Below are 26,257 nucleotides of genomic sequence, written 5' to 3' on the forward strand. Positions count from 1 at the left end.
CCCCCGGCGCCCAACGGCGCCCAACGGCGCCCACGGGGCACCGACGACGCCCATGGCGCCCCGCACCCACGGCGCCCCCGGCACCGATCGCGCCCGGGCCCACCGCGCGAGCCGCCCACCGGCCACCGGTCCACCCCCGTACGCGCCCCCAACTCGAACGGTTGAGCGACAAACGGTAATGATTCGGCAAAGACCGCTTCCGGGGAGGTCACCCGGAAATGGGAGCGCCCCCTTCCGGCGTTGCAGTCCCGGAGGGCCGCACGCCCCGTGATCGCCATGCCCACAGCCCGAGGAGGACCGCCACGTGAGCCAGTACATCGGCAGGCTCGGGCGGCGTTCTCCGGCCGTGCCCACGCGGCTGCGTCTGCACCGCAGGCAGCCCCGCCGGGTGGCGATGCTCTCCGTGCACACCTCACCGCTCCACCAGCCGGGCACCGGCGACGCGGGCGGCATGAACGTCTACATCGTCGAACTCGCGCAGCGCCTCGCCGCGATCAACATCGAGGTCGAGATCTTCACGCGCGCGACCACCGCCGCCCTCCCGCCCGCCGTCGAACTGGCCCCCGGCGTCCTCGTCCGGCACGTCGACGCGGGCCCCTACGAGGGTCTCGCCAAGGAGGAGCTGCCCGCCCAGCTGTGCGCCTTCACCCACGGCGTGATGCAGGCGTGGGCGGGCCACCGTCCCGGCTACTACGACCTCGTCCACTCGCACTACTGGCTCTCCGGCCACGTCGGCTGGCTCGCCGCCCAGCGCTGGGGCGTGCCCCTGGTGCACGCCATGCACACCATGGCCAAGGTGAAGAACGCCAACCTCGCCGACGGCGACACCCCCGAACCGGCCGCGCGCGTCATCGGCGAGACCCAGATCGTCGACGCCGCCGACCGCCTGATCGCGAACACCGCCGAGGAGGCCGACGAACTCGTCCGCCACTACGCGGCCGACCCCGGCAAGGTCGCCGTCGTCCACCCCGGCGTGAACCTGGACCGTTTCCGCCCGTTCCCGAAAGGGTGCGGCGAGCTGCGCGCGGGGGAGGGGACCTCGGCGGCACGCGCCGCCGCCCGGGCCCGCCTGGGCCTGCCGCAGGACGCGCTGATCCCGCTCTTCGCGGGCCGCATACAGCCCCTGAAGGCCCCCGACGTGCTGCTCCGCGCGGTCGCCGTGCTCCTCGGCGAGCGTCCCGAGCTGCGCTCCCGGATCTGCGTGCCCGTGGTCGGCGGCCCCAGCGGCAGCGGCCTCGCGAAGCCGGAGGGGCTGCAGAAGCTGGCCGCCCGCCTGGGCATCGCCGACGTCGTGCGGTTCTGTCCGCCGGTCGCTCAGGAACAGCTCGCGGACTGGTTCCGGGCCGCTTCGGTGCTGGTCATGCCGTCCTACAGCGAGTCGTTCGGCCTGGTCGCCATAGAGGCGCAGGCGGCCGGCACGCCCGTGCTGGCCGCCGCGGTCGGCGGCCTCCCGGTGGCCGTGCGTGACGGACACACCGGCGTCCTCGTCCGCGGGCACGATCCGGCCGCGTACGCGCGTGTGCTGCGCGACTTCGCGGACGACCCGCACCTCGCCGACCGGATGGGCGGGGCCGCCGCCCGGCACGCGCAGTCCTTCGGCTGGGACACCGCCGCGGCCGCCACGGCCGACGTGTACGCCGCCGCGACGCAGGCGCACCGCCGTCACGTACGCTCCCACCATGGCTGACCACGCGGAGGCAGAGCAGCGGGTGACCCGGGTCATCGAGGACGTCCTGAAGGACGCCGAGCTCGACTGGGAGAGCCCGGACCCCGGCACGTACGTCGTGAAGCTCCCCGGCACCCGCAAGCTGTCCACGACGCTGTCCCTGATCGCCGGCCGCCACACGCTCTCCCTGAACGCGTTCGTCATCCGCCACCCCGACGAGAACGAGGCGGGCGTCCACCGCTGGCTGCTGGAACGCAACCTCAAGCTGTACGGGGTCTCCTACGCGGTCGACCCGCTCGGCGACATCTACGTCACCGGCCGTCTGCCGCTGTCCGCCGTCACGCCGGAGGAACTGGACCGGCTGCTGGGTCAGGTCCTGGAGGCCGCAGACGGCAGCTTCAACACCCTGCTGGAACTGGGCTTCGCCTCCGCGATCCGCAAGGAGTACGCCTGGCGGGTGTCCCGCGGGGAGTCGACCCGCAACCTGGACGCCTTCACCCACCTCCTGCGGCGCCCCTCGGACGATCAGCGCCCTACGGACGATCAGCGCCCCTCGGACGACCAGCGTCCCTCGGACGACCAGCGCCCCTCGGGCGACTGACCTCGCGCGTGCCCCCGCGCCCGCCCCCCTCGGGGAAGGGTGCGCGCCCGACCGGTCAGACCTGGGAGCCGACCAGCAGGCCGATGCCGTACGTGACGCCCATGGCCGCCAGCCCGCCCACGACGACCCGCGCCACCGCGCGGCGCTTGCTCGCGCCGCCCACGTGGGCGGAGACCGAGCCGGTCACCATCAGGGCGAGCACCACGGCCCCGACCGTGGACGGCACGGCGACGGACCGCGGGGTGAGCAGGATCGCGAGCAGGGGCACCAGTCCGCCCACGAGGAAGGCCAGCATCGACGACAGCCCCGCGTGCCACGGATTGACCAGCTCGTGCGGGTCGATGCCCAGGTGGAGGCGGGCATGCGCGGTCAGCGCGTCCTTCTTCGTCAGCTGCATAGCCACGGGCCGGGCGAGGTCGGGGTCGATGCCGCGTTCCTGGATCAGCCCCGTGAGCTGCTTCAGCTCCCCGGAGGGGTTGGCCCGCAGCAGGCGGCGTTCGGCCGCCAGCTCCGCCTTCTGCGAGTCGCGCTGACTGGACACGGAGACGTACTCGCCCACCGCCATCGACAGCGCCCCGGCCGCCAGCGCGGCGATGCCGGAGGCCAGCAGGGCGCTGTTGCTCACGGCGGCGCCGGCCACGCCGACGACCAGGGCCGCGGTGGAGACGATGCCGTCGTTGGCCCCCATCACTCCCGCGCGGAGCCAGTTCAGGCGTCGGGAGATCGTGCTGCTCCGGTTCTCCTCCGCGGTGCCTTCCGGCCGTGCGGGGCGCTCGTCCATCACACCCACCTCTTCCCGGGGTGCCCGTCCGTTCCGACTGCGTCCTCGATGCCACGTCTCAGCGAGAACGCCTCACCGGTCACGCCTGACCTGTCACGCGTCACCGATCACGCGTCAGCGCTTCACACCTCAACGAAGACGCCTCAACGAAACATCTCACCCATAACGTCTCACCGATACGCCGTTCACGCGCCGAGAAACGCCACCGCTGCGCCCGCCCGGTGGCCGCACCGGTCGGTCGGGGGGCCGAACGGGCGTGCGGGGACGGGCTGTTAACCTGCCGCGATCCGGGTCCCGATCGCAGGGGTCCCATGCATGAAGAGGACGTGCATGCGCACAGGCAGATCCGCCCTCGTGGCAGCGCTCTCCGGAGCACTGGCCCTCGGGGCGTTCACCGCACAGCCCGCCCACGCCGCCGACACCGGCATCAAGGTGTCGAACGTGGTCGTGAACAAGGGCAAGCCCATGGTCGTGGGCACCAGCGACACCAAGTACCCGACGGTCAGCTACCGGGTGACCTGGCCCGCCGGGTACACCATCAGCACCGCAACGACCAACCCGTTCATGTACCACGGGACCACGCCCGCGAAGGCGTACCAGGCCTCGGGCAACCAGCTCTTCCACGCGGACACGATCACCTGCTACGAGGACGGTACGCGCGCCGCGAACTGCCAGGGCACCCTGCGCATCCGGCCCCGCGAGAACCTCGACTCCGCCAAGGACGCCACCACCTGGAAGCTGGGCGCCGTCGCGTTCCTGGAGAAGAAGGGGGGCAAGATCGACCACGAGTACCTGAGCACGTCGGGCACCCTCCAGGTCAAGCGCGCGGCCCGCGCCACGGTCAATGCCTCGCCGGAGCCGGTCGTCAAGAACAAGACGCTCACCGTCACGGGCAAGCTGACCCGCGCCGACTGGGCCAAGCGCACCTACGCCGGGTACGGCAACAAGCTGGCCAAGCTGCAGTTCCGCAAGGCCGGCACCAGCACGTACACGACGGTCAAGACGGTGCGGGCGAACTCCAGCGGCAACCTGAAGACCACGGTGAAGGCGACCGTGGACGGCTACTGGCGCTGGACGTTCGGCCAGACGGCCACCACGGGCGGCGCGACGGCGGCGGGCGACTACGTCGACGTGAAGTGACCGCGACCGCCGCGCCGTCCGGAGCCGTATGCCCCTGGCGCCCGGTTCCGGACGGCGCGGCGGTACGCAGTCGGCGGTCCGCTCGCACAGCGGCCACCCGCCCGGCCTTCCCTACGGGCCCTTCCCGTCCCGGTACCGCCCCGGAGTGACCCCGACCAGCCTGCGGAAATGCCGGGTGAGGTGGGCCTGGTCGTAGAACCCGGTGGCGACCGCGACCTCGCTCGGCGCCCGCCCCTCCAGCAGCAGCCGCCGGGCCCGCCCCACCCGCCGGGACATCAGGTACTGGTGCGGTGGGATGCCGTAGGCGCCGCTGAACGCCCGTACGAGGTGCGCGGGATGGGCGGACAGCACGCCGGCCGCCTCGCGCAGTCCGATGCCCTCCACCACCCGCGCGTCGAGCAGCTCCCGCAGGCGCCGCGCCAGCACCGGGTCCCGCAGCGGGGTCCGCGCCGGCCCCCGGGACCGCAGATGCTCGCGCAGCCGCTCCCCGACGAACGTCAGCCGGCTCTCCGCCTCCATCTCGTCGCCCGGCCGGGCCAGCGCGGTGTGCACCTGCCCGACGCGCCGCCGCAGCAGCGGATCACGCAGGTCGGGGCCGTCGACGGCGGGCCCGATGAGGTCGTCCCCGAGGTGCGTGCCGTCGAGGTAGAGCACCCGCTTGCGGAAGCCGTCCGGGGTGGCGGGGGAGCCGTTGTGGGGGACGTGCGGCGGCAGCAGGGACACGGTGTCGTGCGGGGTGCCGTGCTCGTGCCGGTCCAGGTCGTACCGGACGGCACCGGAGTCCACGATCAGCAGCGTCCAGGCGTCGTGCACGTGCATCGGATACGCGTACTCCGTGAAACGCGCGTGGAACACCTCGACGACCCCCGGTACCCGGGGCCGCCAGGCGGAGACGGTCGCCCCGGACGTCCCCACGGAGCGCGCTGCGGCCATGCAAACAACGTACAAGACGCCGGTGCGCCCCGATCGGCAGTCTCAACGGCATGACGACCCCACGCTTCGACACGAAGATCGCCGTCCTGCTGCGCGACGACCTGGAGACCTGGCAGCGCCTCAACGTCACCGCGTTCCTGGTCAGCGGCCTGGGCAGCCAGTTCCCCGAGGTGATCGGGGAGCCCTACGAGGACGCGGACCAGGTCGGCTACCTGCCGATGTTCCGCCAGCCGGTGCTGATCTTCGAGGGCACGAAGGAGACGCTGCGCACCGCCCACACCCGCGTCCTCGCCCGCGCCCTGCCCCGCGCCGTCTTCACCCGCGACCTGTTCAGCACCGGCCACGACGAGGCCAACCGCGCGGCGGTCCGCGCCGTCGGCACCGCCGACCTGGACCTGGTCGGCCTCGCGGTGCACGGCCCGAGGAACGCGGTGGACAAGGTCCTCAAGGGGGCGCGGATGCATCCGTGAACCGCGCGCCCTCACACCTTGACGACGACGACCGTGTCGGGGACCAGTCTCTCCAGGTCGTCGACGTCCGACGTGAAGACCGTGACCCGCCCCTGCTGCCGGCGGGCCACCACGGCGAGGACCGCGTCGATCGCGTGTTTGTGTCCGTGCAGTGCCGCATCGGCCAGCAGCCGCCGGGCATGGCGCGCCTCGTCCCGGCCGATGTCGGCGACCTTCAGGCGGGACAGCACCCAGTCCCAGCGTTGCTCGGTCGTCCGGCCGTCGTACGCCTCGATCAGCGTCAAGGGAGAGGTCACCACTTCCGCCTCGCCCCGGGCGGCGAGGTCGAGCCGGGCGATCATCCGACGGTCTCCGCGCACGGCCAGGGACAAGGCCTCGCAGTCGAGGACGAAGACGCGCAGCGACGACTGTTCCTGCCCGCCCCGCCCTTTCCTCACGCGGCTTCCCCCGCACGCGGCTTGCGTGCTGCCGTCCGACGGCGCTCGTGCTCGGCGTCCAGGTCCTGCAACTCCTCACGGGCCGCCGCCCGCTCCTCGTCCGTCACCGCACCGTGCTCCTCCTGGAGCCAGTCGACCAGCTCCACGAGCCGGTCGCGGTCCCGCTTGAGCCGCAGGGCGTCGGCGACGTAGGCGGACAGCCCCCGCTCACCGGTCTCCCCGCGGATCTCCTCCAGGAGCTCCTCGGGGATCGTCACGGTCACCTTCTTGGTCGCCATACAAGAGACCATACTCGTGGTGCTCCAGGGAGTGCTCGTCGAGTGGCGGCAGCGGGCCGCCGGGTGGCGTGCCCCGGTGCTGCCCGAGGCACACCCCGCCACGAGCACGCGCTCACCCCGCCGCACGGAAGGCCCCCGCCGGACGGCAGTCGCGGCAGTCGCGGCAGCGGCCCGGGGCGGGGGACCGGAAGGCCCGTTCGCAGCCGTCGCAGGTCTGGAACGGCAGGACGGCCGTCGGGCGTTCCACGGGGTGAGCCGGCCGCACCGGCTCAGGCAGCGGCGTTTCCCGGAGCCGGAAGGCGAGGACGCCTGCCGGGCGGGCATGGAAGTGGTCGGGGAGGCCCGTTGTCAGCCGCTCGGTGATCCGGGTCGCTCCCACGCCCGCGGCCAGCCATCGCGTGACGGCGGGCGCCAGGCGGGCCGCCTCCTCGGCGGACAGGACGAGCCGGGGATCGATCCGGCGGAGGGAGGCGAGGACGGCGATGGCACGGGGATCGGCCTCGGATAGCGGGGGAGAGGCCGGGGGCTGCGTGGGCTGCGTGGGCTCCTCCGGCTCCTTGGGCTCCGGCTGAGCGGCTTCTCGAACGGCGGGCCGGAAAGCAGCCGTTGCGCCGACGGCTTCGGGTGCTGCCCTGCGGGGCCGGGGCGGGGTGGGCGGTTCGGGCGGCCCGTCCGGTTCCGGGGCGCCGCCGGGTACGTCGTAGAAGTACGTCCGTGTGCGGATCCGGCCGCTGGGCAGGCGGACGCGTCGCCGCTCCAGGTACCCGGCGTCCTCCAACTCCCGCAGCGCGCGCGAGATCAGGATCTCGCCCTCGGTGAAGTGCCCGCACAGGGCGGCGATGCTGACGGGGGCCCCGTCGGGCAGGGACAGGATGTAGGCGGCGACGCCGATCGTGACGGCGCTGCCGCGCCGTTGGGCAAGGGCGTTGGCCATCACCGTGAAGTCGCCGGTGAGTCGGGTGCGTACGTGGAGCACACCCGAGGTGGAAGGTCCGGTGTCGGCGCGCGAGGGCGCGTTAGACTGCGAGTCAGCCATGGGGGAAGGGGTTGTCTTCCTGCTTGGTGAGGCCCTCGATCGGGATGCCAGTCCCGCCGGGGGCCGCTCTGATTACTGTGGTCGTCGCGAACGTAACGGTCCGTGACCCACCCAGGCAAGCCGGTCACCCGGACGGGTGACGCAGCCGGGAGGGTGGGTGGGCGGGTAGTTCTTTCCCCCGGTTCTTTGGAAGCCGCGCGGCCCACCGCCCCCTCGCGAACGAGGAACCGGCGGGCCGGAATCGCGGGACGCGACCGGTACCCGGGCGACTCAGTACCGGTGCCGACCGGCCTTCAACTCGCCTATGAAGGCGGCCCAGGTGGGTGCTCGGAAGGTGAGTATGGGGCCGTGGGGTGCCTTGCTGTCACGGACGGGGGCGAGGCCGGCGGCTCCGGTGGCCACCTCGACGCAATTGCCGCCCTCCTGATTGCTGTAGCTGCTCTTGTGCCATCCGGTGACGTTCGGATCGGGTCGGGACGTGCGTGTCACGCGGGCTCCCTTCGACGGGCTGTTTCAGCCCAGTGGGCGTGCGGTCTTCAGTGCGCCTATGAAGGCAGCCCAGGTGCGGGCTCGGAAGGTCAGTACGTGACCGTTCACGTCCTTGCTGTCACGCACGGGGGCGAGGCCGGGGACCCCGTCGGCCACCTCGACGCAGTCGCCCCCTTCCTGATTGCTGTAGCTGCTCTTGCGCCACTCTGCGCCGTTCAGATCGGGACGGGACGTTCGCTCCACGGTGGTTGTCCTCCATCACGGATCGGATCATGTCGAGCGACATGAGCGGGGGCAGAGCTGCTGCCCTGAGCCGATCGTAAGTCAGGCTGAACTTGCCGACTTCGGACGGTTCTTCGACAAGTTGGCCGTAGTGCGCACCCTCGGTGTAGACGACCTCGGTGGCGTCCGGAAGCCGGAGGATGGTCAGTGAGCCGCCCATCGCATCGTGTTCACCCTGGTCGAAGGGCAACACCTGCAGCGTGATGTGCGGTTCGCCCGCCGCGCTGAGCAGCCGTTCCAACTGCTCGCGCATGACAGCACGCCCTCCGACCGGGCGCCGTAGGACCGCCTCGTCGAGCACGACCCACAGTGCCGGCCGATCGGGTGCGCTGAGACGCTCCTGCCGTGTCAGGCGAGCCTCGAGCCTTTCCTCGAGTTGCTCGTCACTGTTGAGCGTCAGACCGACGCGCAGAACGGCTCGCGCGTACGCCTCGGTCTGGAGGAGACCTGGCACCAGGTGGGCCGCGTATTGCCCGATGTCCTTGGCGCGCTCCGAGAGTTCGATGAACGCCCGTGACCAGTCCGGGAACGCCTCCCGGTACACGTACGGCCACAGGTCGACCAACAGCCCGTCGGCTTCCAGCGCAGCATCCAGTGCCCGCGTCAGCTCCAGTGTCGGGCGTGCCCCGGAGGCCCGTTCGATCTGGGTGATGCGGGTGCTCACCACGTGGGTCAGTGCCCCGAGTTCGGCCTGCGTCAGGCCCGCCGCCGTGCGCAGCTTGCGCACCCGGGAGCCGAACAGCGCGGCCATGGACGTACCGGGGTCAATTCCTGTGGCCAAGGCGTCACTTCCGTTCCTTACGAGCCGAAAGGTAAGGCTGCGTCCCCTTTCGAGCGTAGGGCGCGGCGGCCACCCTTGTGCACGGAACGTGACGGCCCGCTCACTTCGCGGCGGGGCGTCCTGATCGTGTCACCGTGGATCACAAGGACGGACAGCCCGTGTCGGCAGGAACCACAGAAGGCGTCGGACAGGGCGCCCTCACCGCGCAGTTGCCCTCGACCCCGCGCGGTGCGCGCCTCGCCCGGCGTCTCGCCGCGCGGCGCATGGAGGAGTGGGGGTATGCGCCGGAGTCGGACGCGGCCTGCGCGGTGGCGCTGGTCGTCGCGGAGCTTGCCGCGAACGCCGTGCGGCACGGCAGCGTCCCCGGGCGGGACTTCCGGCTCGGCCTCGAACGCGACGAGGTGGCGGGCGTGGTGAGGGTCGAGGTCGCCGACGCGGCGGCGGGGAGGAGGCCGCCGGTGGCGGCGCCCTCCTCGTGCCCCGAGGGCGAGTCCGGCCGGGGCCTGCTCCTGGTGGACGCACTGGCCCGGCGCTGGGGCTGGGACCCTCGGGAGGCCGTGGGCAAGACGGTCTGGGCGGAGGTGACGGCCGGCCCGGCCGAATCGGCCGCCCCGTCTCAGTAGTTGCCGTTGGCGAGGAGTTCGCCGGTCTCGTCGTAGACCGAGACGAGGCCGTTGTCGGACTCGTATCAGGAGGCGAACGCGGAGGCGATCAGCTTGCCCTCGCCCTGGTGGGGGCCGAGCAGTCCGCCGGTGAAGTCGGTGAAGACCTCGGCGGAGTCGAGGAGGTTGTTGCGCTTGTCGGCTCCGGTCACCTTGGTGACGTGCTCGACGGCGGCCTTCTCTCCGGCCGTGCCGGACCTCTCGACGCAGTCCTGGAACTCCTCTGCCTGCGTCCTGGTCTCCTCGGGCTCGTCCTTCTCCTTCTCCTTGGCCCTCGGCTTGTCGTCGGCGGCGACGGCCTTGTCCTTGTTGCCGGTGTCGGCGGGGTCGTCGCTGCCCCCGCCGGCCGCCACCGCGATGAGGACGGAGAAGGCCAGCAGACCGGCGCAGCCGAGGCCGGCGATCTTGCCGACGTTGCGCTTCGGAGGCTGCGGCATCGGCGCCCCCGGCCCGAACGGCTGGGGGTAGCCGTATCCGGGCTGGGGCTGCTGCGGCTGCTGGGGGTACGGGTGGCTCATGCGTCTTCCCTCGAAGGACGTGCGTGTCTGTGGCATGTGCGACCTGTGGAGGGAATGTGCGGTTGCACCTCGAAGGGGCTGTTCACCCGAACGTGGCGCTCATGGCGAAAGGCGTGGCAGAACGGCTCGCGGTGTGCCGGGCGCACGGGAGGGGCGGCGTGAGAACGCGACGCGTGAGGCGGGACGCTCCTGGCTCGGAAGGCCGGGAGGCCGAAACGTGAGGCGGAGGGTCGGACCGGCGGCTTACGGCTGGTCACCCACTCCTCGCCACTCTCAACGTATAGCGCACTGGGGGGCTTGCGGCAAGGCCCCCCTCGTGCCGCAGAATTTCCGGCCGGAGCCAGAAAGCTGCGGAAAAGGGTGATTCGCGTCATGAGTACGATGCTGTCCGGATACGGCGCGGCCGATGCCGCCGGCGCCTTCGACCTGCCGGAACGGCTCGCCGCCAAGGCCGACCCCGCACTGATCGCGGCCGACGAGGCGCACTTCGCGGCGATCGCGGCCTGTCTGGAGGAGACGATCGCCGAGCTGACCGCACGCCTGGACGCCGAACGCAGGGCACCCGGCGGGCTGGGCCGGCACGCCATGGACCGGGACGCCGAGATCCACCGCCTGACCGCGCGGCTGCGCGCCCTGCGCCGCTTCGGCCTCGACCTGTGCCTCGGGCGCATGGTCGCCGACGACGGCAGCGACCCCGTCTACGTGGGCCGACTCGGCCTGACGGACAGCACCGGCCGACGGCTCCTCGTCGACTGGCGCAGCCCGGCGGCCGAACCGTTCTTCGGGGCGACCCACGCCAACCCGATGGGACTGGCGAGCCGCCGCAGGTACCGCTGGTCCGGCGGGCGGGTCAGCGACTACTGGGACGAGGTGTTCACAGCGGACGGCCTCACCGGCCACGCCGCCGCCCTCGACGACCAGTCCGCCTTCATCGCGAGCCTGGGCGACACCCGCTCACCCCGGATGCGGGACGTGCTCGGCACCATCCAGGCCGACCAGGACGCCGTGATCCGCGCGGATTCGCGGGGCGCCCTCGTCGTCGACGGCGGGCCGGGGACGGGGAAGACCGTGGTCGCCCTGCACCGTTCCGCCTACCTCCTGCACTCCGACCCGCGGCTGGGCCGGCGCCGGGGCGGCGTGCTGTTCGTGGGCCCGCACCGGCCCTACCTGGACTACGTGTCCGACGTGCTGCCCAGTCTCGGCGAGGAGGGCGTGCAGACCTGCATCCTGCGGGACCTGGTGGACGAGGGGGCCGACGCGCTGCCCGAGACCGACCCCGAGGTGGCGCGGCTGAAGGCGTCCGCGGACATGGTGCGGGCGATCGAGACCGCCGTCCGCTTCTACGAGGATCCGCCCGCCGAGGCCCTGACGGTGACGACGCCCTGGTCCGAGGTACGGCTGAGCCCCGCCGACTGGGCCGCGGCCTTCGCCGCGGTCGAACCGGGCACCCCGCACAACGAGGCCCGCGAGCAGATCCGGGACGAGCTGTTCACGATCATCGCCGACCAGCACGACCTCGACGCCTCCGCGGGCGACGACCCGGACCGGGGCGGCGGGGTCTCCCCGGAACTGCTGCGCAAGGCGCTCCGGCAGAACAGGGAACTGACCAGCGCCCTCAACGACGCCTGGCCCCTGCTCGACGCGGCCGACCTCGTCTCCGACCTCTGGTCGGTACCGGCCTACCTGCGCCTGTGCGCCCCGTGGCTCGGCCCGGACGAGGTGAAGAGGCTCCAGCGCGCCGACCCCCGCGCCTGGACCGTGTCCGACCTGCCCCTCCTGGACGCGGCCCGGCACCGGCTCGGCGACCCGGACTCGGCGCGCCGCGCCCGCCGCCAGGAGGCCGTCCTGGCCGCCCAGCGCGAGCGCATGACCCAGGTCGTCGACAACCTGATCGAGGCCACCGCCCACTCCGGCGCCGACATGGACGACGGCGAGGGCCTCGTCATCATGCTGCGCGGAGAGGGTGCCGAGGCGAGCATGGTCGACACGTCCGAACTGGGCACCGCCGACCCCGACCTGCTGGCCGGCCCCTTCGCGCACATCGTCGTGGACGAGGCCCAGGAACTCACCGACGCCGAATGGCAGATGCTGCTGCTGCGCTGCCCGTCCCGCAGCTTCACCGTCGTCGGCGACCGCGCCCAGGCCCGGCACGGCTTCACGGAGACCTGGCAGGAACGCCTCGAACGCGTCGGCCTGCACCGCGTCCGCCCGGCCTCCCTCACCGTCAACTACCGCACCCCGGAGGAGATCATGACGGAGGCGGAGCCGGTCATCCGCGCCGTGCTCCCGGACGCCAACGTGCCGACCTCCGTCCGCAGCACGGGCATCCCCGTCACCCACGGCAGCGCCGCCGACCTGGACGACACCCTGAACACCTGGCTCACGGCCCACCCCGAGGGCACCGCCTGCGTCATCGGCGCCCGCACTTACCGGCCCACGTCCGACCGCGTCCGCTCCCTGCCCCCGGAGCTGTCCAAGGGCCTCGAGTTCGACCTGGTCGTCCTCGTCGACCCGCAGAACTTCGGCGCGGACCCCACCGGAGACACGGACCGTGCCCGCGCCGACGGCACGGACATCTCGGGGGCGGTGGACCGGTACGTGGCGATGACGCGGGCGACACGGCAACTGGTGGTGCTCAGCGGTTCATGAGCCTGCGTCAGTCGCAGGCGGGCGTTCCTCCCCGCGACTGCGGTGGCCGGCATCCCTCCGCTCGGCGAGAAAGAACAGGACGCAGGCGGCCGCGATGAACCCGAAGCCCACGTTCATCCAGGTCATCACCGTCCCCAGGGAGGCATCGGCAACCCTGGGGAGGCCGTTGGCGAGGACGAGCCCGTACAAGCAGAGGGTTCCGTAGGCGCGCAGCCGCATTCCGGCCCGCTTCCGGACCGGAATCCACGACGGCGTCCAACCCGTCAGAATCGCCACCGGAATCGGCAGCACGAGCACCGTGGTCACCGCCAGGGCCACCCAGTGATACAGCGGATTGCCGTTCACCCAGCCCCCCTTTCCCCTGGGAGGTCACCACCCTACGGGGCTCGCCGTCCGGCGAGGGTACCTTTCTGCCGACGCCGCGACCGGGTGACGGCGAGCAGGGCGAGGGGGGAACATGGACACGGCCGGGCCACGGAGCGCCGTCACGGGGAACCGCGCGAGGGCCGTCACGGGGAACCGCGCGAGGGCCGTCACGGGGAACCGCGTGAAGAGGATCGTCCAGGGCGCGGCCGTCCACCTCGCCGCCATGCACCTGAGCGGGGCGCTGCTGCTCCTCACCTTCCTGCTGCCACCGGCCTGGGCCCTGGACGGCTATGCCTCCGCCTACGACAACGACGTCGCGCGTGCGGGCGATCCCACGGCGGACATGCCCGGTCTCGTGCTCCTGCTCCCCGCCCTGGGCTGCGTGTGCTTCCACGGCCTGGTCCAGATCCCCTCGGGCCTCCTGGGAACTTGGCTGGGCCGCCACCGCACGGCCCGCACCGACTACGTCCTCGCCCTGGCCGTGGCGGGCACGCTCACCTTCGTCCTGCTGTGCGCGGTGCTCGGGCCCGCAGAAGCCGCCGTCGGCGCCTGGCCGTTGTGGGCCGAACTCATGGCACGCGTGGCACTGACGCTGGCGGCATACGTATGGCTGAACCGCCGGCTGCGCACACCGCCCTCGGCGAGAGGGTGATCAGCGAGCGCGCCCGGCGGGCCCGGCGGACGAGAGCCGGGGCCGCCGGGCGGCGCCCGTAGCGCCCCGCCGGGCTGGGCCGCCTCGCTTCCGGGACGGCACACCCGACGGGACGACAGGACGTGTCACCCGGCCTGTTCAGGCACCTCGGAAGATGCTGCCCCCGCCGGGTCCGGCTCGGGCATGCGCAGGGCGACGACCGCACCGGCCGCCAGCCCCGCCGTGGCCAGCAGTGCGGCCACCAGGAACGGGTCGAAGGAGTGCAGCGCCGGAGCGAACCCCACCCCGACGCAGACCGCCACCCCGGTCGCGCCGCCCAGCTGGTCGGCCGCACGTTGCACGCCGGAGGCGATCCCGGCGTCGTCGTCCGTGACTCCGCTGACCGCCACGTACTGCAGCCCCACGAGGCCGAACGCCATCCCGGCCGCGATCAGGAGCATGGCCGGGACCATCGCCGCCGCGCCCGCCCCCACGGCCGAGACGAGCGCGATCACGCCCATCGCCGCCGCGGTGAACCCGAGACCGGCCAGCACGCACACCCGCGCTCCCCAACGGCCCAACAGCCGCGGCACGAGCACCGAGAACGCGATCAGCGACACCGCCAGCGGCAGCATCAACAGGCCCGCCCCGAGCGGCCCGACACCCGACCGGTCCTGCAGGTGGAAGGTGAACAGCAGGAACGACGTCGACAACCCGCCGCTCAGCAGCATCGTGGTGACGTTCGCCGTCACGCGGGCGCGGTGGGCGAGGAACCGCAGCGGCAGCAGCGGGTTGCGTGCCCGAGCCTCCACCCGCACCAACCCGGCCCCGGCGGCCACCGCCCCGGCGAGCGCGGCCACGACCACCCATGCGGGCGTCCCCGGTTCCCCGGCCTCGACCACGCCGAACGTCAGCAGCAGCGGGCAGGCGGTCAGCAGCAGCGCACCGGGAAGGTCCAGCGGAGGGGCGTCCTCGGCCAGCGGCCGGTCACGCTCCACCAGGAGGACGGCCGCCACCATCACCACCAGGACGAACGGCACCGAGACCAGGAAGATCCACCGCCACCCCAGGTGGGCGGTGAGGAACCCGGACAGGACGAACCCGAGCACGAGCCCGCAACTCGCCACCGCGGCCCACACGCCCAACGCCCGCGTCCGGCGCGGCCCTTCGGGGAACGTCAGCACGACGACGGCCATCGCGGCGGGCAGCGCGATCGCCTCCCCGGCCCCCTGCGCCAGCCGCGCGACCACCAGCAGGGAGAACGTGGGTGCCAGCCCCGCCAGCAGGGACGCGGCGCCGAACAGGCCGGTGCCGAGCAGCAGCACCCGCCGCCGCCCGAGCAGATCGCCCAGCCGGCCGCCGAGCATCAGCATGCCGCCGCCGGTGACCGTGTAGCCGACCACCACCCAGGTCAGGGTGTGCCCGTCGGCCTCGAACTCGGCGCCGATCGAGGGCAGGGCGATGTTGACCACGGTCACGTCGACCGCGATGAAGAACTGCAACATGGACATCGCGCACAGCACCAGCCATGCGCGCACAGCGGACGAGCCGGGTCGCCCGCCCGAAGAGAGGATGCCTGGAAGCATCAGGTGCTCCGTCGCTCAAAGATGGCTCCGAGCAGCACGAACGTGCCGCTCCGGTCGGATCACGAAGCGGCTGGACGTCCAGGAGGAGAAGTGTGACTGCGAACGTCCCGCCGCTAGCGGGAGGTCCAGGTCACTGCGGCACAGGCGGCCGCGCTCGACGAAGCAGACATGCGGGGGACGTTACCAGGAGGGGAGCGGGGCGCTCCCGGTATTTCCTGGCCCTCGGGGACCGGCCCTCGGGCAGGGGACGGACGCAACCGACCGGATTCGAACCGGCGTCCTCGCGGTTTTGGAGACCACGCGCGACAACCTCTGCGCTACGGCTACGCCCGGCGCGAATCCTAGCCGGGCGCGCGTCCGCACAGCACCGGCTCTCGGGCCCGGCCCGGCCACCCTAGTCGTGGCGGGCGAAGACGTCCCGGAGGCGGGCCAGGTCCGCTTCCTTCTCCTCCTCGTCCTTGTACCGGCCGCGCTCGTCGCGAAGCGCCACGAACGTCTCCGGGTCGAAGCTCTGGCCGAAGCGGTAGACCTTCAGGCAGTAGTCGAAGCCGGACTCGCGGAAGAGGTCCAGGCCCTCCTGCCGGCAGTGCTCCGCCACCCCGTCGGCAATGTGCCAGCGCGAGCCGTCGTACCAGAACACCCCACCTGCGTAATGGATCGTCCGCTCCGTCTCCGGGTCGGTGAGGTTCAGCGACTCGTAGTTCTCCGGGCGGTCGCGGAGCAGGGCGACAAGAGACTCGGGGACGCCCTCGAAGAAGGACTCCTGAAGGGCGAAGTCCTCCTCCGCATACAGATTCAGGTCCGACTCGTGGTCGAACGTCAGCAGCAGCGCGCGGCCGTCCTCCGTGAAGTACCAGACCGTGGACTGACCAGCCCTGTCGTTCCAGGCCAGGCGCTGTGCCCCGGGCACCGCCACCGGCTCGGCACCCACCACGTCGTGCACGACGGCCGCACGGCGCCGCACTTCCCGAAGATCCGTCGCCGCCAGGGCGCCCCACGTCACATCACTCATCCCCGCAGGCTATCCGGCACCTCCGACAAGCCTGGCGGGTGAGGCGGTCACCCGCGTCCTACGGCAGCCGGCCTCTCACGTGCGAGAACACGTGCGAGAAGCGGATCCGGGTCACCGGGCCGTGGGGTGAGGGCGTCGGACGCACGAGGAAGCCCCCTGCCCGCGCAGAAACCGCAGGCAAGGGGCTCGCTCGGGTGGGCCTTCTTGGGCTTACTTCTTCTTGCCCTGGTTCTTGACCGCCTCGATGGCGGCCGCTGCCGCGTCCGGGTCGAGGTAGGTGCCGCCCGGGTTGACCGGCTTGAAGTCGGCGTCGAGGTCGTAGTGCAGGGGGATGCCCGTCGGGATGTTCAGGCCCGCGATGTCGGCGTCCGAGATGCCGTCCAGGTGCTTGACCAGGGCGCGCAGGCTGTTGCCGTGGGCGGCGACGAGGACCGTGCGGCCGGTGAGGAGGTCCGGGACGATGTTGTCGAACCAGTACGGCAGCATGCGGACGACGACGTCCTTGAGGCACTCCGTCTGCGGGCGCAGCTCCGGCGGGAGGGTCGCGTAGCGCGGGTCGGAGAACTGGGAGTACTCGGCGTCGTTGGCGAGCGGGGGCGGCGGGGTGTCGTAGGAGCGGCGCCAGAGCATGAACTGCTCCTCGCCGAACTCCGCGAGCGTCTGCGCCTTGTCCTTGCCCTGGAGGGCGCCGTAGTGCCGCTCGTTCAGGCGCCAGCTGCGGCTGACCGGGATCCACAGGCGGTCGGCGGACTCGAGGGCCAGCTGGGCGGTGCGGATCGCGCGCTTCTGGAGCGAGGTGTGCAGCACGTCGGGCAGCAGGCCGGCTTCCTTCAGCAGCTCGCCGCCGCGCGTCGCCTCCTTCTCGCCCTTCGGGGTGAGGTTGACGTCCACCCAGCCGGTGAACAGGTTCTTCTCGTTCCACTCGCTCTCGCCGTGGCGGAGGAGGATCAGCTTGTACGGTGCGTCGGCCATGAGCCCGAGCGTAATCGAAGGCCCGCGCGAGCCGCGCGCACGCCCGCACAGCGGACGGTTGACGGGATCTGTTAATCGGGTGGTCCGGCGACACCCCCCGTTCGTAAGGTGTGGCATCGGCCTGGGGTGCTTACATCTCCGGGCTGTCGGTGCGCTCCGGGCGGAGCGCCGGTCATCCGGGGGGTTCCATGTCATCCGTCGTGCGTGCGCGGCTCGCGCTCAGGGAGACCCTGTCGGGGCTGCCCCCGGCGTTCTGGTGGCTGTGGACCAGCACCCTCGTCAACCGGCTCGGCGGCTTCGTCGCCACCTTCATGGCGCTCTACCTCACGCTCGACCGGGGCTACTCCGCCACCTACGCGGGCCTGGTCGCCGCGCTGCACGGGCTCGGCGGCGTGGTGTCCTCGCTGGGCGCCGGGGTGATGACCGACCGGCTCGGCCGGCGGCCCACGCTGCTCGTCGCCCAGTCCTCCACCGCCGTGTCGGTGGCCCTGCTCGGCTTCGTGTACCACCCCGTCGCCATCGCCGGGGTCGCCTTCCTCGTCGGCATGGCCAGCAACGCCTCCCGGCCCGCCGTCCAGGCGATGATGGCGGACCTCGTCCGGCCCGAGGACCGCATCCGCGCCTTCTCCCTCAACTACTGGGCCATCAACCTCGGGTTCGCGGTCTCCGCCATGGCCGCCGGCTTCATCGCCGAGTACAGCTACCTCGCCGGGTTCCTGCTCGAAGCGGTGATGACCATGGCCTGCGCCGTCGTGGTCTTCGTGAAGATCCCCGAGTCCCGGCCGGCGCGCTCCGAGGGGGCGGCGCCCGAGGAGTCCGTGGGCCTGGGGACCGTGCTGCGCGACGGGCGGTTCATGGGTGTCGTCGGGCTGTCGTTCCTCATCGCGCTGATCTTCATGCAGGGGTCGGTGGGGCTTCCCGTGGCCATGGGAGCGGCCGGCTTCACCCCGGCCGACTACGGCATGGCGATCGCCGTCAACGGGGTGCTCATCGTGGTGCTGCAGATCCCGGTCACCCGGTTCATCGAGCACCGCGATCCCGGCCGGCTGCTCGTGATCTCGTCCCTGCTCGCCGGGTACGGCTTCGGGCTGACCGCCTTCGCCGGGTCGGTCGGCGTGTTCGCGCTCACCGTCTGCGTGTGGACCCTCGCCGAGATCGTCAACGCGCCGACCCAGACCGGTCTCGTCGTACGGCTGTCGCCGCTGCACGGGCGGGGGCGCTACCAGGGCATGTACACCATGTCCTGGGCCGTCGCCTCGCTCGTCGCCCCGCTGATGTCGGGCTTCGTCATCGACCGCTTCGGAGCCGAGTGGCTGTGGGGCATCTGCGCCGCCATCGGCACCGTGGCCGGACTCGGGTACGCGCTGCTGATGCGGAGGGTGCCCGAAGAGGGCCCCGCGGCGACGGCGGAGGGTCCGGGCGCGGCCCCGGAGCCGAACGGCGACCACGCGGGTCCGGACGGTCCGGTCCTGCGGAAGCCGGAGGTCGGCGCCCCCTGAGAGGCGCCGGCCCGCCGCTGCCGCCCGGCCGGACCGCGCGGACCGCGTCGTGGGACGGTCGTGGGACTACGGCCTCAGCCGCACTGGCAGGGGTTGCCCGACTGGCACCCGCAGCCGCAGCCGGAGCCGCAACCGCACGCGGCGATCAGGGTCAGGTTCCTGATCTCGGCGGGCTGCTCGGTCTCGCGCTCCTGCGTGGGGTCGGGTGTCGTGCCGGGGGTTTCGGCCATGGGTCCCTCCTCGAGACTGGTGCCTGTGCCCATTGGATGCCCGTCCGGCCGGGCGCATCAACGGCGCACTGAGGCTCACGCGCGCCCGGTCGGCACCGGTGAGCCCCCGCCTCGCCCCTTTCACGCCCGTCAGGACACGCATGTACCTCGGCCCGGCGCGTCCCCACGTCCGGCGCCGGGCGCCACCCTCAGGCCCCCTCCACCCCCGGTGCCGGCTGGATCTCCGGCTGGAGGTCGGACTGGATCTCGTCCGCGTGCTCGCCCGTGACCAGGTAGACGACCCGCTTGGCGACCGAGACCGCGTGGTCGGCGAAGCGCTCGTAGTAGCGGCCGAGCAGGGTGACGTCGACGGCCGTCTCGATGCCGTGCTTCCAGCGGTCGTCCATCAGGTGCTGGAAGAGCGTGCGGTGCAGCAGGTCCATCGCGTCGTCGTCCGTCTCCAGCTGGAGCGCCAGGTCGACGTCCTTGGTGATGATCACCTCGCCGGCCTTCGCCATCAGCCGCTGCGCGAGCTGGCCCATCTCCAGGATGGTGGCGTGCAGGTCGCGCGGCACCGCGCGCGACGGGTACCGCAGCCGCGCCAGCTTCGCCACGTGCTGGGCGAGGTCGCCGGAGCGCTCCAGGTCCGCCGACATGCGCAGCGACGTGACGACGATGCGCAGGTCGGTGGCGACCGGCTGCTGCCGGGCCAGCAGGGTGATGGCCCGCGCCTCCAGCTCGTGCTGCAGCTCGTCCACCTTCTGGTCGCCCTCGATGACGTTCTCGGCCAGCTTCAGGTCGGCGTCGAGGATGGCCGTCGTGGCGCGCCCGATCGCCGACCCGACCAGCCGGGCCATCTCCACCAGACCGTCGCCGATCGAATCCAGTTCCTCGTGGTACGCGTCCCGCATCAGGGTTCCTCTCATGCGTGTCTCAGGGGGTCCAGAAGCCTGGGCTCCTACGGGGTCCGGGGCCGGGTGCCCCGCCGCGCGGCCGGCGGTGCGCACGCCGTGCCGGTGGTGGTCCGGACCCCACGCTCCCACGGTGCGGCCGTCACGCGTCCGGTTCCACCACCGGACGTGAACCGTCCCTGGCTCCGAGGTGAACTCTGGGCGACGAGTGTTCGAGGTCGCCTTCCGACGGCTGGGGGGACCGCTCGGAGCATGCCTAACCTGGAGGCATGGACCTGGACGCGGCGGTCGCCGCAGCGGCTGCGATCGCCGGTGTGCTCACCGGTGTCATCGCCATGCTGGCGTTCCGCTGGAGCGAGCGCGAACAGCGCCGCCCCACGCGAAGCTCGCTGCACACCGAACCGGTGCTGCCGCGCGGCGTGGACACCGTGCTGTCCGTGCTGCGCTCCTCCGCCGTCGTGCTCGACGAGGCCGACGAGGTGGTCAAGGCCAGCTCCGCCGCGTACGCCCTGGGGCTGGTGCGGGGCGGGAAGCTGGCCGTGGAACCGATGCTGCGGATGGCCCGCGACACCCGGCGCGACGGCGAGATACGCCAGGTCGAGCTGGACCTGCCCCGGCGCGGTACGGGGCGCGGTGAGGCGCTCGCGGTCTCCGCGCGGGTGGCGCCGCTCGGCGCCCGGCTGGTGCTGCTGCTCGTCGAGGACCTCACCGAGGCCCGCCGCATCGAGGCGGTGCGGCGCGACTTCGTCGCCAACGTCAGCCATGAGCTGAAGACCCCCGTCGGCGCCCTGTCGCTGCTGTCGGAGGCCGTCATGGACGCCTCCGACGACCCCGAGGCCGTCGAGCGCTTCGCCGGGCGCATGCAGATCGAGGCCACCCGGCTGACCAGCCTGGTCCAGGAGCTGATCGACCTGTCCCGGGTGCAGAACGACGACCCTCTCGACGACGCCGAACCCGTCCGGGTGTCCGAACTGGTCGCCGAGGCCATCGAGCGCTGCCGGCACGCCGCGGGCACCAAGGAGATCACCATGGCCACCAACGTGGGCGGCCGTGAGGGATCCGGTGAGGCCGGGGACGGGGCAGCCGCGGACGGCGCGGCCGATCTGCGGGTCTGGGGCAACCGGGGGCAGCTCGCCGCCGCGCTCGGCAACCTCGTCGAGAACGCCGTCAACTACTCGCCCGCCCGCACCCGCGTCGGCATAGCGGCCCGGTCCGTCGCCCGGACCGGCGGCCCCATGGTGGAGATCGCGGTGACCGACCAGGGCATCGGCATCTCGGAGAAGGACAAGGAGCGCGTCTTCGAGCGCTTCTACCGCGTCGACCCCGCCCGCTCCCGGGCCACCGGCGGTACGGGCCTGGGCCTGTCGATCGTCAAGCACGTGGCCGCCTCGCACGGCGGGGACGTCACGGTGTGGAGCGCCGAGGGGCAGGGCTCGACCTTCACCCTGCGCCTGCCCCAGGCGCCCGCCGGCCGCGACCGCGCCTCCCGGACGCCGGTTCCGGCGGAGGAACGTACCGCCGACGGGCCCACGGAGGAGACCGGCGACGACGCCGTCACGCACGCCACCACCCACCGGGCCGGAACCGGAACCAGAACCGCAACAGAAGCCTCCAGCCACGAGGCCCACGAGGCCCACGAGGCCCACGAGGTCCACGAGGCCCACGAGGCCCACGAGGTCCACGAGGCCCACGAGGTCCACGAGAGCCCCGACACCGCAGGCCCGCAGACCGGACCCGGGACGGCGCCGTCGGCTCCGTCCGGCTCCGCCTCCCTCCAGTCGTCCCCCCACATGTCGTCCCGCTCGACCCCCCACACTTCCGAATCATCCGCGTACGAAACGCTTCCCTCCCCGGAGGTCCTTCCGTGACCCGAGTGCTCGTCGTCGAGGACGAGGAGTCCTTCTCCGACGCCCTGTCGTACATGCTCCGCAAGGAGGGCTTCGAGGTCGCCGTCGCGACCACCGGGCCCGACGGACTCGACGAGTTCGAGCGCAACGGCGCCGACCTCGTGCTCCTCGACCTGATGCTGCCCGGGCTGCCGGGCACCGAGGTGTGCCGCCAGCTGCGCAACCGCTCCAACGTCCCGGTCATCATGGTGACCGCCAAGGACAGCGAGATCGACAAGGTGGTCGGCCTGGAGATAGGGGCCGACGACTACGTCACCAAGCCGTTCTCCTCCCGGGAGCTGGTCGCCCGGATCCGTGCCGTGCTGCGGCGCCGGGGCGAGCCGGAGGAGGTCACGCCCGCGGCCCTGGAGGCCGGCCCGGTCCGGATGGACGTCGACCGGCACGTGGTGACCGTGGACGGCACCAAGGTCGACCTGCCGCTGAAGGAGTTCGACCTGCTGGAGATGCTGCTGCGCAACGCGGGGCGGGTGCTGACCCGGATGCAGCTCATCGACCGGGTCTGGGGCGCCGACTACGTGGGCGACACCAAGACCCTGGACGTGCACGTCAAGCGGCTGCGCGCCAAGATCGAGCCGGACCCGGGCGCCCCGCGCTACCTGGTGACGGTCCGCGGCCTGGGCTACAAGTTCGAGCCGTAGAGGCGCCGCCGCTGAGCCGCCGCCCGACGGCTCCCGCGGAGGGCGCGGCGTATGCACAAGGGCGGGATCCCGGCACCGGGATCCCGCCCTTCGGCGTACTGCGTGTCGGCGCGGCGGCCGGTCAGCCGGCCGGCTGGCTGGCGGAGGCGGCGTCGGACGGGCTGCCCGACGGGGCGTCGCTGCTGCCGCCGGAGGGGGCGCCGGACTCAGGGGCGTCCGCGGACGGCTCCTCGGTCTTCTGCGGGGCCTCCGGGGCGGCCGGGACCTTGCTCGGGCCCCACTCGGCGTAGAAGCCCTCGGCCGGCTGGACGAACGCCTGGAGGGAGACGTCGCCGGTCTTGCTGAAGGTGAAGGTGACCTTCTGCGCGTTGCCGTCCTGGACGGCCTCACGGCTGCTGGGCAGGACGGCGGAGGCGTTGCCCTCGCCGCCCAGGATCAGCGAGCCGCCGGCCGGGACGGTCAGGCTGCCGCCCTCGGCGGGGGTCAGCTTCGCGGTCTTGCCGGTGCCGGGGAGGGTGACGGACTCCAGGGTCTGGTCGGTCCTGCCCTCGTTGAAGAGCGTGGCCGAGACGACGGCCGGGCCGGTGGACTCGAGGTCGGGCTGGGTGATGACGACGACGTTCTGGGCCTTGATGTCGCCGACGGTCGTGGCCGCGTTGTCCGGCTTGACCTGGAGGGTCTCGGCGTTGTTGCCGGACGCGCACGCGGAGAGCGAGGCGACCGAGAACGCGATGGCGGAGGCGGCGAGGGCACCGCGTCGAAGGCTGCTGCTCACGGCGGCGGCAACTCCTTGGACTCGAGCGTGGCGACCGGTGAAGCCGCCTTAAGTGTCTGTCAGCGGCCTCAGGTTACCGAGCCGTCCCCGTCCCACCGCACCCGACCCTCCCCTGAGCGGCCCTGTTCCCCCGAGAAGCCGTCCGCCCGGCCCGCCCGGCCCGGCCTGCCCGCGCGGCGGGTTCCGTCCCCCGGCGATATCCCCAACGGGCGCCCCGGAGACCGGTGACGTCCGGAACACCGGGGGCCGGTGTCCGGTCGGGGGAGGGTGGCGGCGGGCTCCTCATGACCGTTCCGGCGGGCGCCCCGCATTCGGTGCGCATGCGGCCGGCATTCGTATTAGCCGCCGGGAGTGTCACCCGGGGCCCGCGTGTCATACGCCCCTGCCGGGCGGTCGGGCATTTCCGCGGGGAGAATGCGCCGACGCTCCGGGAATTGATCACCGGCCGTTCGTGTGGACCTCGTGATGATCAATTCCTGATTCGGCCAGAACCCCGCCCGGGGCACCGAACGGAGTAGCGGAAGTCGAGCACATGGAACCGGACATTTGGGGATGTTCGGGCGCGCGTGGCGGCCTTCGGGCGCGTGTGACGTGCGTGTTTCCTCCGCCCCGGAGAGCCGCTCCGACCTGCGAATACCTGCTTCCGCTCGGCTCCCGATGCACGTTCATGTTGCGGTTGTCAAGCCCCGAGAATGGCCCTGACCTGCGAAAACGTCATTCAGAACCCGCCGTATCCGTGTTACCCTGGATAGCCACGGAAGGGGTACCTGTCACATGACGTTCAAGGTTGGCGACACCGTGGTCTATCCCCATCACGGGGCCGCGCTGATCGAGGCTATCGAAACTCGCCAGATCAAAGGCGTGGACAAGACCTACTTGGTGCTGAAGGTCGCCCAGGGTGATCTGACGGTACGTGTGCCAGCGGACAATGCGGAGTTCGTCGGCGTGCGCGATGTGGTCGGTCAGGACGGGCTGGACCGAGTCTTCGAGGTGCTGCGCGCACCTTATGCCGAGGAGCCCACGAACTGGTCCCGTCGCTACAAGGCAAACCTGGAGAAGCTCGCCTCGGGCGATGTCATCAAGGTCGCGGAAGTCGTGCGTGACCTGTGGCGTCGTGAGCGCGAGCGCGGTCTCTCCGCCGGTGAGAAGCGCATGCTCGCCAAGGCGCGCCAGATTCTGGTCAGCGAGCTCGCGCTCGCGGAGAACACCAATGAGGACAAGGCCGAGGCCCTGCTCGACGAGGTACTCGCCTCCTGAGTCGAGGCGGAGCCCCGCTCGCTCGGCGCTCGACACGCACAGCACAGTGAAATGCCGCGGTGCCCGATGACGAAGATGATGTCGCCGGGCGCTGCGGCATGTCCGCACCCGGAAAAGTCTCTCCGTACGCCCGCCGACCCGCCGTCGGCCGGCGATGCGGGCATACTGCTCGCCCGCATGCCCTGCTTGCGCCGTGTCGTCGCGGGATGTGTCATCACTCACGTCCCGCACCCGGCACGCCGGTCCGGGCGCCCCGGCTCGACCAGAGTCACGGAAGGGGCTGGTCGAGTCGTCACGCCCGGTCATCCCTCCGCTCCGGAGGCGGGGGGTACGCCCAGGCCATACCCAGGTAGGCCGAGCACACAAACCTGACAGGAACCGATGTCTGACGATCCGCTCACCCCGCCGTCGCAGAAGCCCGCACCCGACCGTACGACACGCCGTACCGCGGCCGTCATCCCGGCCGCCGGCCGGGGCGTACGACTCGGTCCGGGCGCTCCGAAGGCGCTCCGCGCCCTGGGCGGCACCCCCATGCTGATCCACGCCGTGCGGGCGATGGCCGACTCGCGCGCCGTCTCCCTCGTCGTCCTCGTCGCCCCGCCCGACGGAGCGGCCGAGGTCAAGACTCTGCTGGACGCGCACGCCCTGCCCGAACGCACCGACTTCCTGGTCGTGCCCGGCGGGGACAGCCGCCAGGAGTCCGTGCGGCTCGGCCTGGAGGCGCTGCCGCCGGAGTACGACATCGTCCTGGTGCACGACGCGGCCCGTCCCCTGGTGCCCGTCGACACCGTCGACGCGGTGATCGAGGCCGTGCGCGAGGGCGCGCCCGCCGTCGTGCCCGCGCTGCCGCTCGCCGACACCGTCAAGCAGGTCGAGCCCGCCGCGGCCCCCGGCGACCCGGAGCCCGTCGTCGCCACACCGGACCGGTCCGTGCTGCGCGCGGTGCAGACCCCGCAGGGCTTCGACCGGGCCGTCCTGATGCGCGCCCACGCGACCGTCACCGAGCACGTCACCGACGACGCGAGCATGATCGAGCAGCTCGGGCTGACCGTCGTCACCGTGCCCGGGCACGAGGAGGCGTTCAAGGTGACCCGCCCGCTGGACCTGGTCCTCGCCGAGGCGGTCCTGGCCCGCAGGAGGCTCAACGATGGCTTCTGAACCGCTCCCCCCGCTCCCGCGGGTCGGCATCGGCACCGACATCCACGCCTTCGAGGACGGCCGCGAGCTGTGGTGCGCCGGACTCAAGTGGGAGGGGGAGGGGCCCGGCCTCGCCGGGCACTCCGACGCGGACGTCGTCGCGCACGCCGCCTGCAACGCCCTGTTCTCCGCGGCCGGCCTCGGCGACCTGGGGCAGCACTTCGGCACCGGGCGGCCCGAGTGGTCCGGCGCCTCCGGGGTGGCCCTGCTGACCGAGGCCGCCCGGATCGTGCGGGAGGCCGGATTCCGCATCGGCAACGTGGCGGTGCAGGTCGTGGGACCCCGGCCCCGGATCGGCAAGCGGCGCGACGAGGCGCAGAAGGTCCTCTCCGAGGCGGCCGGGGCACCCGTGACGGTGTCCGGGGCCACCACGGACGGCCTCGGCTTCCCGGGCCGCGGCGAGGGCCTCATGGCGGTGGCGACGGCGCTGGTGGTCACCACCGGCTGACGCCCGGCGGGCGTCAGCGGGAGAGCCCTCGGCGCACGCCCGGCGGGCGGGAGCGGGAGAGCCCTCGGCGCACGCCCGGCGGGCGGGAGCGGGAGAGCCCTCGGCGCACGCCCGCCACGCCCCGCG

At 72.3% G+C, this 26,257-nt stretch carries 29 protein-coding genes and 1 tRNA gene; 13 read left to right on the forward strand and 17 right to left on the reverse strand.

The annotated features are described in order from the left end of the window. Positions 1–304 precede the first annotated feature (304 nt). Together mshA and G3I53_RS02690 are read left to right on the forward strand one after the other, a co-directional pair. On the forward strand, positions 305–1,687 hold the full coding sequence (gene mshA / locus G3I53_RS02685) for a D-inositol-3-phosphate glycosyltransferase (RefSeq protein ID WP_164338859.1): 1,383 nt from the start codon (positions 305–307) through the stop codon (positions 1,685–1,687). Next, entirely contained in the window at positions 1,680–2,267 is a 588-nt protein-coding gene (locus G3I53_RS02690; RefSeq protein WP_239063509.1) for a YbjN domain-containing protein, read from the forward strand. Before mshA ends, G3I53_RS02690 begins: the two co-directional genes overlap by 8 nt. A 55-nt stretch (positions 2,268–2,322) precedes the next feature. Here the strand turns inward: G3I53_RS02690 and G3I53_RS02695 are convergent, their stop codons facing one another. Continuing rightward, positions 2,323–3,048, reverse strand: coding sequence for a VIT family protein (locus G3I53_RS02695; RefSeq protein WP_164338858.1), 726 nt, complete (start codon positions 3,046–3,048; stop codon positions 2,323–2,325). Between the two features lie 330 nt (positions 3,049–3,378). Between G3I53_RS02695 and G3I53_RS02700 the strand changes: the two genes are divergently transcribed. Continuing rightward, positions 3,379–4,188, forward strand: a complete 810-nt coding sequence (locus G3I53_RS02700) for a hypothetical protein (RefSeq protein ID WP_203592730.1) — start codon at positions 3,379–3,381, stop codon at positions 4,186–4,188. 111 nt (positions 4,189–4,299) lie between these two features. Here the strand turns inward: G3I53_RS02700 and G3I53_RS02705 are convergent, their stop codons facing one another. Beyond that, positions 4,300–5,121 carry an AraC family transcriptional regulator gene (locus G3I53_RS02705; RefSeq protein WP_164338857.1) on the reverse strand — a complete coding sequence of 274 codons (822 nt, stop codon included), beginning with the start codon at positions 5,119–5,121 and terminating at the stop codon, positions 4,300–4,302. 50 nt (positions 5,122–5,171) lie between these two features. On the opposite strand from G3I53_RS02705, the gene G3I53_RS02710 reads away from it, so the two are divergent. Beyond that, positions 5,172–5,591, forward strand: a complete 420-nt coding sequence (locus tag G3I53_RS02710) for a DUF2000 domain-containing protein (protein ID WP_164338856.1) — start codon at positions 5,172–5,174, stop codon at positions 5,589–5,591. An 11-nt stretch (positions 5,592–5,602) separates the two neighbouring features. On the opposite strand, the gene G3I53_RS02715 is transcribed toward G3I53_RS02710, so the two are convergent. From G3I53_RS02715 to G3I53_RS02735, 6 genes are all read right to left on the reverse strand, one after another. Next, positions 5,603–6,028, reverse strand: a complete 426-nt coding sequence (locus G3I53_RS02715) for a hypothetical protein (RefSeq protein ID WP_164338855.1) — start codon at positions 6,026–6,028, stop codon at positions 5,603–5,605. Further along, positions 6,025–6,306, reverse strand: a complete 282-nt coding sequence (locus G3I53_RS02720) for a CopG family transcriptional regulator (protein WP_164338854.1) — start codon at positions 6,304–6,306, stop codon at positions 6,025–6,027. Before G3I53_RS02720 ends, G3I53_RS02715 begins: the two co-directional genes overlap by 4 nt. Positions 6,307–6,418: 112 nt before the next feature. After that, a complete protein-coding gene (locus G3I53_RS02725; RefSeq protein WP_164338853.1) occupies positions 6,419–7,342 on the reverse strand; it encodes a hypothetical protein in 924 nt (307 codons plus the stop codon). Positions 7,343–7,612: 270 nt separating this feature from the next. Then, positions 7,613–7,831 (reverse strand): DUF397 domain-containing protein, encoded by a 219-nt coding sequence (locus tag G3I53_RS02730; RefSeq protein WP_164338852.1) that lies wholly within the window; start codon positions 7,829–7,831, stop codon positions 7,613–7,615. A 24-nt stretch (positions 7,832–7,855) separates the two neighbouring features. Then, on the reverse strand, positions 7,856–7,987 hold the full coding sequence (locus G3I53_RS33555; protein ID WP_343240544.1) for a DUF397 domain-containing protein: 132 nt from the start codon (positions 7,985–7,987) through the stop codon (positions 7,856–7,858). Further along, the gene (locus G3I53_RS02735) at positions 7,950–8,864 is read right to left on the reverse strand and encodes a helix-turn-helix transcriptional regulator (protein ID WP_164338851.1); all 915 of its coding nucleotides are present in this window, start codon (positions 8,862–8,864) and stop codon (positions 7,950–7,952) included. The genes G3I53_RS33555 and G3I53_RS02735 overlap by 38 nt, the downstream gene beginning before the upstream one ends. 188 nt (positions 8,865–9,052) lie before the next feature. Here G3I53_RS02735 and G3I53_RS02740 point away from each other — a divergent pair, with 188 nt between their 5' ends. Next, positions 9,053–9,517, forward strand: coding sequence for an ATP-binding protein (locus G3I53_RS02740; RefSeq protein ID WP_343240545.1), 465 nt, complete (start codon positions 9,053–9,055; stop codon positions 9,515–9,517). Between the two features lie 65 nt (positions 9,518–9,582). On the opposite strand, the gene G3I53_RS02745 is transcribed toward G3I53_RS02740, so the two are convergent. Further along, entirely contained in the window at positions 9,583–10,074 is a 492-nt protein-coding gene (locus G3I53_RS02745) for a hypothetical protein (protein ID WP_239063511.1), read from the reverse strand. 372 nt (positions 10,075–10,446) lie between these two features. Here G3I53_RS02745 and helR point away from each other — a divergent pair, with 372 nt between their 5' ends. Next, entirely contained in the window at positions 10,447–12,723 is a 2,277-nt protein-coding gene (gene helR, locus G3I53_RS02750; protein ID WP_239063513.1) for an RNA polymerase recycling motor ATPase HelR, read from the forward strand. On the opposite strand, the gene G3I53_RS02755 is transcribed toward helR, so the two are convergent. Continuing rightward, a complete protein-coding gene (locus tag G3I53_RS02755; protein WP_164338849.1) occupies positions 12,718–13,068 on the reverse strand; it encodes a hypothetical protein in 351 nt (116 codons plus the stop codon). The genes helR and G3I53_RS02755 overlap by 6 nt on opposite strands. Before the next feature lie 202 nt (positions 13,069–13,270). On the opposite strand from G3I53_RS02755, the gene G3I53_RS02760 reads away from it, so the two are divergent. Continuing rightward, positions 13,271–13,741, forward strand: coding sequence for a hypothetical protein (locus G3I53_RS02760; RefSeq protein WP_203592729.1), 471 nt, complete (start codon positions 13,271–13,273; stop codon positions 13,739–13,741). A gap of 125 nt (positions 13,742–13,866) precedes the next feature. Here G3I53_RS02760 and G3I53_RS02765 read toward each other — a convergent pair whose 3' ends face one another. The 4 genes from G3I53_RS02765 to G3I53_RS02780 form a co-directional block, all read right to left on the reverse strand. Beyond that, positions 13,867–15,231, reverse strand: coding sequence for an MFS transporter (locus tag G3I53_RS02765; RefSeq protein WP_164338848.1), 1,365 nt, complete (start codon positions 15,229–15,231; stop codon positions 13,867–13,869). A gap of 327 nt (positions 15,232–15,558) precedes the next feature. After that, positions 15,559–15,633: transfer RNA gene (locus tag G3I53_RS02770), tRNA-Trp, on the reverse strand. Between the two features lie 67 nt (positions 15,634–15,700). Further along, positions 15,701–16,318, reverse strand: coding sequence for a hypothetical protein (locus G3I53_RS02775; protein ID WP_164338847.1), 618 nt, complete (start codon positions 16,316–16,318; stop codon positions 15,701–15,703). 210 nt (positions 16,319–16,528) lie between these two features. Next, a complete protein-coding gene (locus G3I53_RS02780) occupies positions 16,529–17,290 on the reverse strand; it encodes a phosphoglyceromutase (protein WP_164338846.1) in 762 nt (253 codons plus the stop codon). A 188-nt stretch (positions 17,291–17,478) separates the two neighbouring features. On the opposite strand from G3I53_RS02780, the gene G3I53_RS02785 reads away from it, so the two are divergent. Next, positions 17,479–18,789: an MFS transporter gene (locus G3I53_RS02785; RefSeq protein WP_239063514.1), complete on the forward strand. Its 1,311-nt coding sequence runs from the start codon at positions 17,479–17,481 to the stop codon at positions 18,787–18,789. Positions 18,790–18,863: 74 nt separating this feature from the next. On the opposite strand, the gene G3I53_RS33150 is transcribed toward G3I53_RS02785, so the two are convergent. Beyond that, a complete protein-coding gene (locus G3I53_RS33150) occupies positions 18,864–19,019 on the reverse strand; it encodes a hypothetical protein (protein ID WP_192231098.1) in 156 nt (51 codons plus the stop codon). 188 nt (positions 19,020–19,207) lie between these two features. Beyond that, positions 19,208–19,909, reverse strand: coding sequence for a phosphate signaling complex protein PhoU (gene phoU, locus G3I53_RS02790; protein WP_164338845.1), 702 nt, complete (start codon positions 19,907–19,909; stop codon positions 19,208–19,210). Between the two features lie 269 nt (positions 19,910–20,178). Here phoU and G3I53_RS02795 point away from each other — a divergent pair, with 269 nt between their 5' ends. Next, positions 20,179–21,777: an ATP-binding protein gene (locus tag G3I53_RS02795; RefSeq protein WP_343240546.1), complete on the forward strand. Its 1,599-nt coding sequence runs from the start codon at positions 20,179–20,181 to the stop codon at positions 21,775–21,777. After that, on the forward strand, positions 21,774–22,454 hold the full coding sequence (locus G3I53_RS02800) for a response regulator transcription factor (RefSeq protein WP_164338844.1): 681 nt from the start codon (positions 21,774–21,776) through the stop codon (positions 22,452–22,454). The genes G3I53_RS02795 and G3I53_RS02800 overlap by 4 nt, the downstream gene beginning before the upstream one ends. 121 nt (positions 22,455–22,575) lie before the next feature. Here the strand turns inward: G3I53_RS02800 and G3I53_RS02805 are convergent, their stop codons facing one another. Continuing rightward, a complete protein-coding gene (locus G3I53_RS02805; RefSeq protein ID WP_164338843.1) occupies positions 22,576–23,229 on the reverse strand; it encodes a copper chaperone PCu(A)C in 654 nt (217 codons plus the stop codon). A gap of 774 nt (positions 23,230–24,003) precedes the next feature. Between G3I53_RS02805 and G3I53_RS02815 the strand changes: the two genes are divergently transcribed. From G3I53_RS02815 to ispF, 3 genes are all read left to right on the forward strand, one after another. Further along, positions 24,004–24,486: a CarD family transcriptional regulator gene (locus G3I53_RS02815; RefSeq protein WP_003953493.1), complete on the forward strand. Its 483-nt coding sequence runs from the start codon at positions 24,004–24,006 to the stop codon at positions 24,484–24,486. Between the two features lie 381 nt (positions 24,487–24,867). After that, on the forward strand, positions 24,868–25,644 hold the full coding sequence (gene ispD / locus G3I53_RS02820; RefSeq protein ID WP_164338842.1) for a 2-C-methyl-D-erythritol 4-phosphate cytidylyltransferase: 777 nt from the start codon (positions 24,868–24,870) through the stop codon (positions 25,642–25,644). Continuing rightward, positions 25,634–26,131: a 2-C-methyl-D-erythritol 2,4-cyclodiphosphate synthase gene (gene ispF, locus G3I53_RS02825; protein WP_164338841.1), complete on the forward strand. Its 498-nt coding sequence runs from the start codon at positions 25,634–25,636 to the stop codon at positions 26,129–26,131. Before ispD ends, ispF begins: the two co-directional genes overlap by 11 nt. Positions 26,132–26,257 lie beyond the last annotated feature (126 nt).

This window comes from Streptomyces sp. SID14436 (assembly GCF_010548465.1).
Lineage (GTDB): Bacteria > Actinomycetota > Actinomycetes > Streptomycetales > Streptomycetaceae > Streptomyces.

Bases quoted from the DNA above. Each gene is read 5' to 3' on its own strand.
- G3I53_RS02815 (WP_003953493.1), top strand. From the start codon at position 24,004: ATGACGTTCAAGGTTGGCGACACCGTGGTCTATCCCCATCACGGGGCC.
- G3I53_RS02785 (WP_239063514.1), top strand. From the start codon at position 17,479: ATGTCATCCGTCGTGCGTGCGCGGCTCGCGCTCAGGGAGACCCTGTCG.
- G3I53_RS02705 (WP_164338857.1), bottom strand. From the start codon at position 5,121: ATGGCCGCAGCGCGCTCCGTGGGGACGTCCGGGGCGACCGTCTCCGCC.
- G3I53_RS02765 (WP_164338848.1), bottom strand. From the start codon at position 15,231: ATGTCCATGTTGCAGTTCTTCATCGCGGTCGACGTGACCGTGGTCAAC.
- G3I53_RS02795 (WP_343240546.1), top strand. From the start codon at position 20,179: ATGGACCTGGACGCGGCGGTCGCCGCAGCGGCTGCGATCGCCGGTGTG.
- ispF (WP_164338841.1), top strand. From the start codon at position 25,634: ATGGCTTCTGAACCGCTCCCCCCGCTCCCGCGGGTCGGCATCGGCACC.
- G3I53_RS02720 (WP_164338854.1), bottom strand. From the start codon at position 6,306: ATGGCGACCAAGAAGGTGACCGTGACGATCCCCGAGGAGCTCCTGGAG.
- G3I53_RS02735 (WP_164338851.1), bottom strand. From the start codon at position 8,864: ATGGCCGCGCTGTTCGGCTCCCGGGTGCGCAAGCTGCGCACGGCGGCG.
- ispD (WP_164338842.1), top strand. From the start codon at position 24,868: ATGTCTGACGATCCGCTCACCCCGCCGTCGCAGAAGCCCGCACCCGAC.
- G3I53_RS02690 (WP_239063509.1), top strand. From the start codon at position 1,680: ATGGCTGACCACGCGGAGGCAGAGCAGCGGGTGACCCGGGTCATCGAG.
- G3I53_RS02725 (WP_164338853.1), bottom strand. From the start codon at position 7,342: ATGGCTGACTCGCAGTCTAACGCGCCCTCGCGCGCCGACACCGGACCT.
- G3I53_RS02745 (WP_239063511.1), bottom strand. From the start codon at position 10,074: ATGAGCCACCCGTACCCCCAGCAGCCGCAGCAGCCCCAGCCCGGATAC.
- G3I53_RS33150 (WP_192231098.1), bottom strand. From the start codon at position 19,019: ATGGCCGAAACCCCCGGCACGACACCCGACCCCACGCAGGAGCGCGAG.
- G3I53_RS02710 (WP_164338856.1), top strand. From the start codon at position 5,172: ATGACGACCCCACGCTTCGACACGAAGATCGCCGTCCTGCTGCGCGAC.
- G3I53_RS02700 (WP_203592730.1), top strand. From the start codon at position 3,379: ATGCGCACAGGCAGATCCGCCCTCGTGGCAGCGCTCTCCGGAGCACTG.
- helR (WP_239063513.1), top strand. From the start codon at position 10,447: ATGAGTACGATGCTGTCCGGATACGGCGCGGCCGATGCCGCCGGCGCC.
- G3I53_RS02780 (WP_164338846.1), bottom strand. From the start codon at position 17,290: ATGGCCGACGCACCGTACAAGCTGATCCTCCTCCGCCACGGCGAGAGC.
- phoU (WP_164338845.1), bottom strand. From the start codon at position 19,909: ATGCGGGACGCGTACCACGAGGAACTGGATTCGATCGGCGACGGTCTG.
- G3I53_RS02695 (WP_164338858.1), bottom strand. From the start codon at position 3,048: ATGGACGAGCGCCCCGCACGGCCGGAAGGCACCGCGGAGGAGAACCGG.
- G3I53_RS02775 (WP_164338847.1), bottom strand. From the start codon at position 16,318: ATGAGTGATGTGACGTGGGGCGCCCTGGCGGCGACGGATCTTCGGGAA.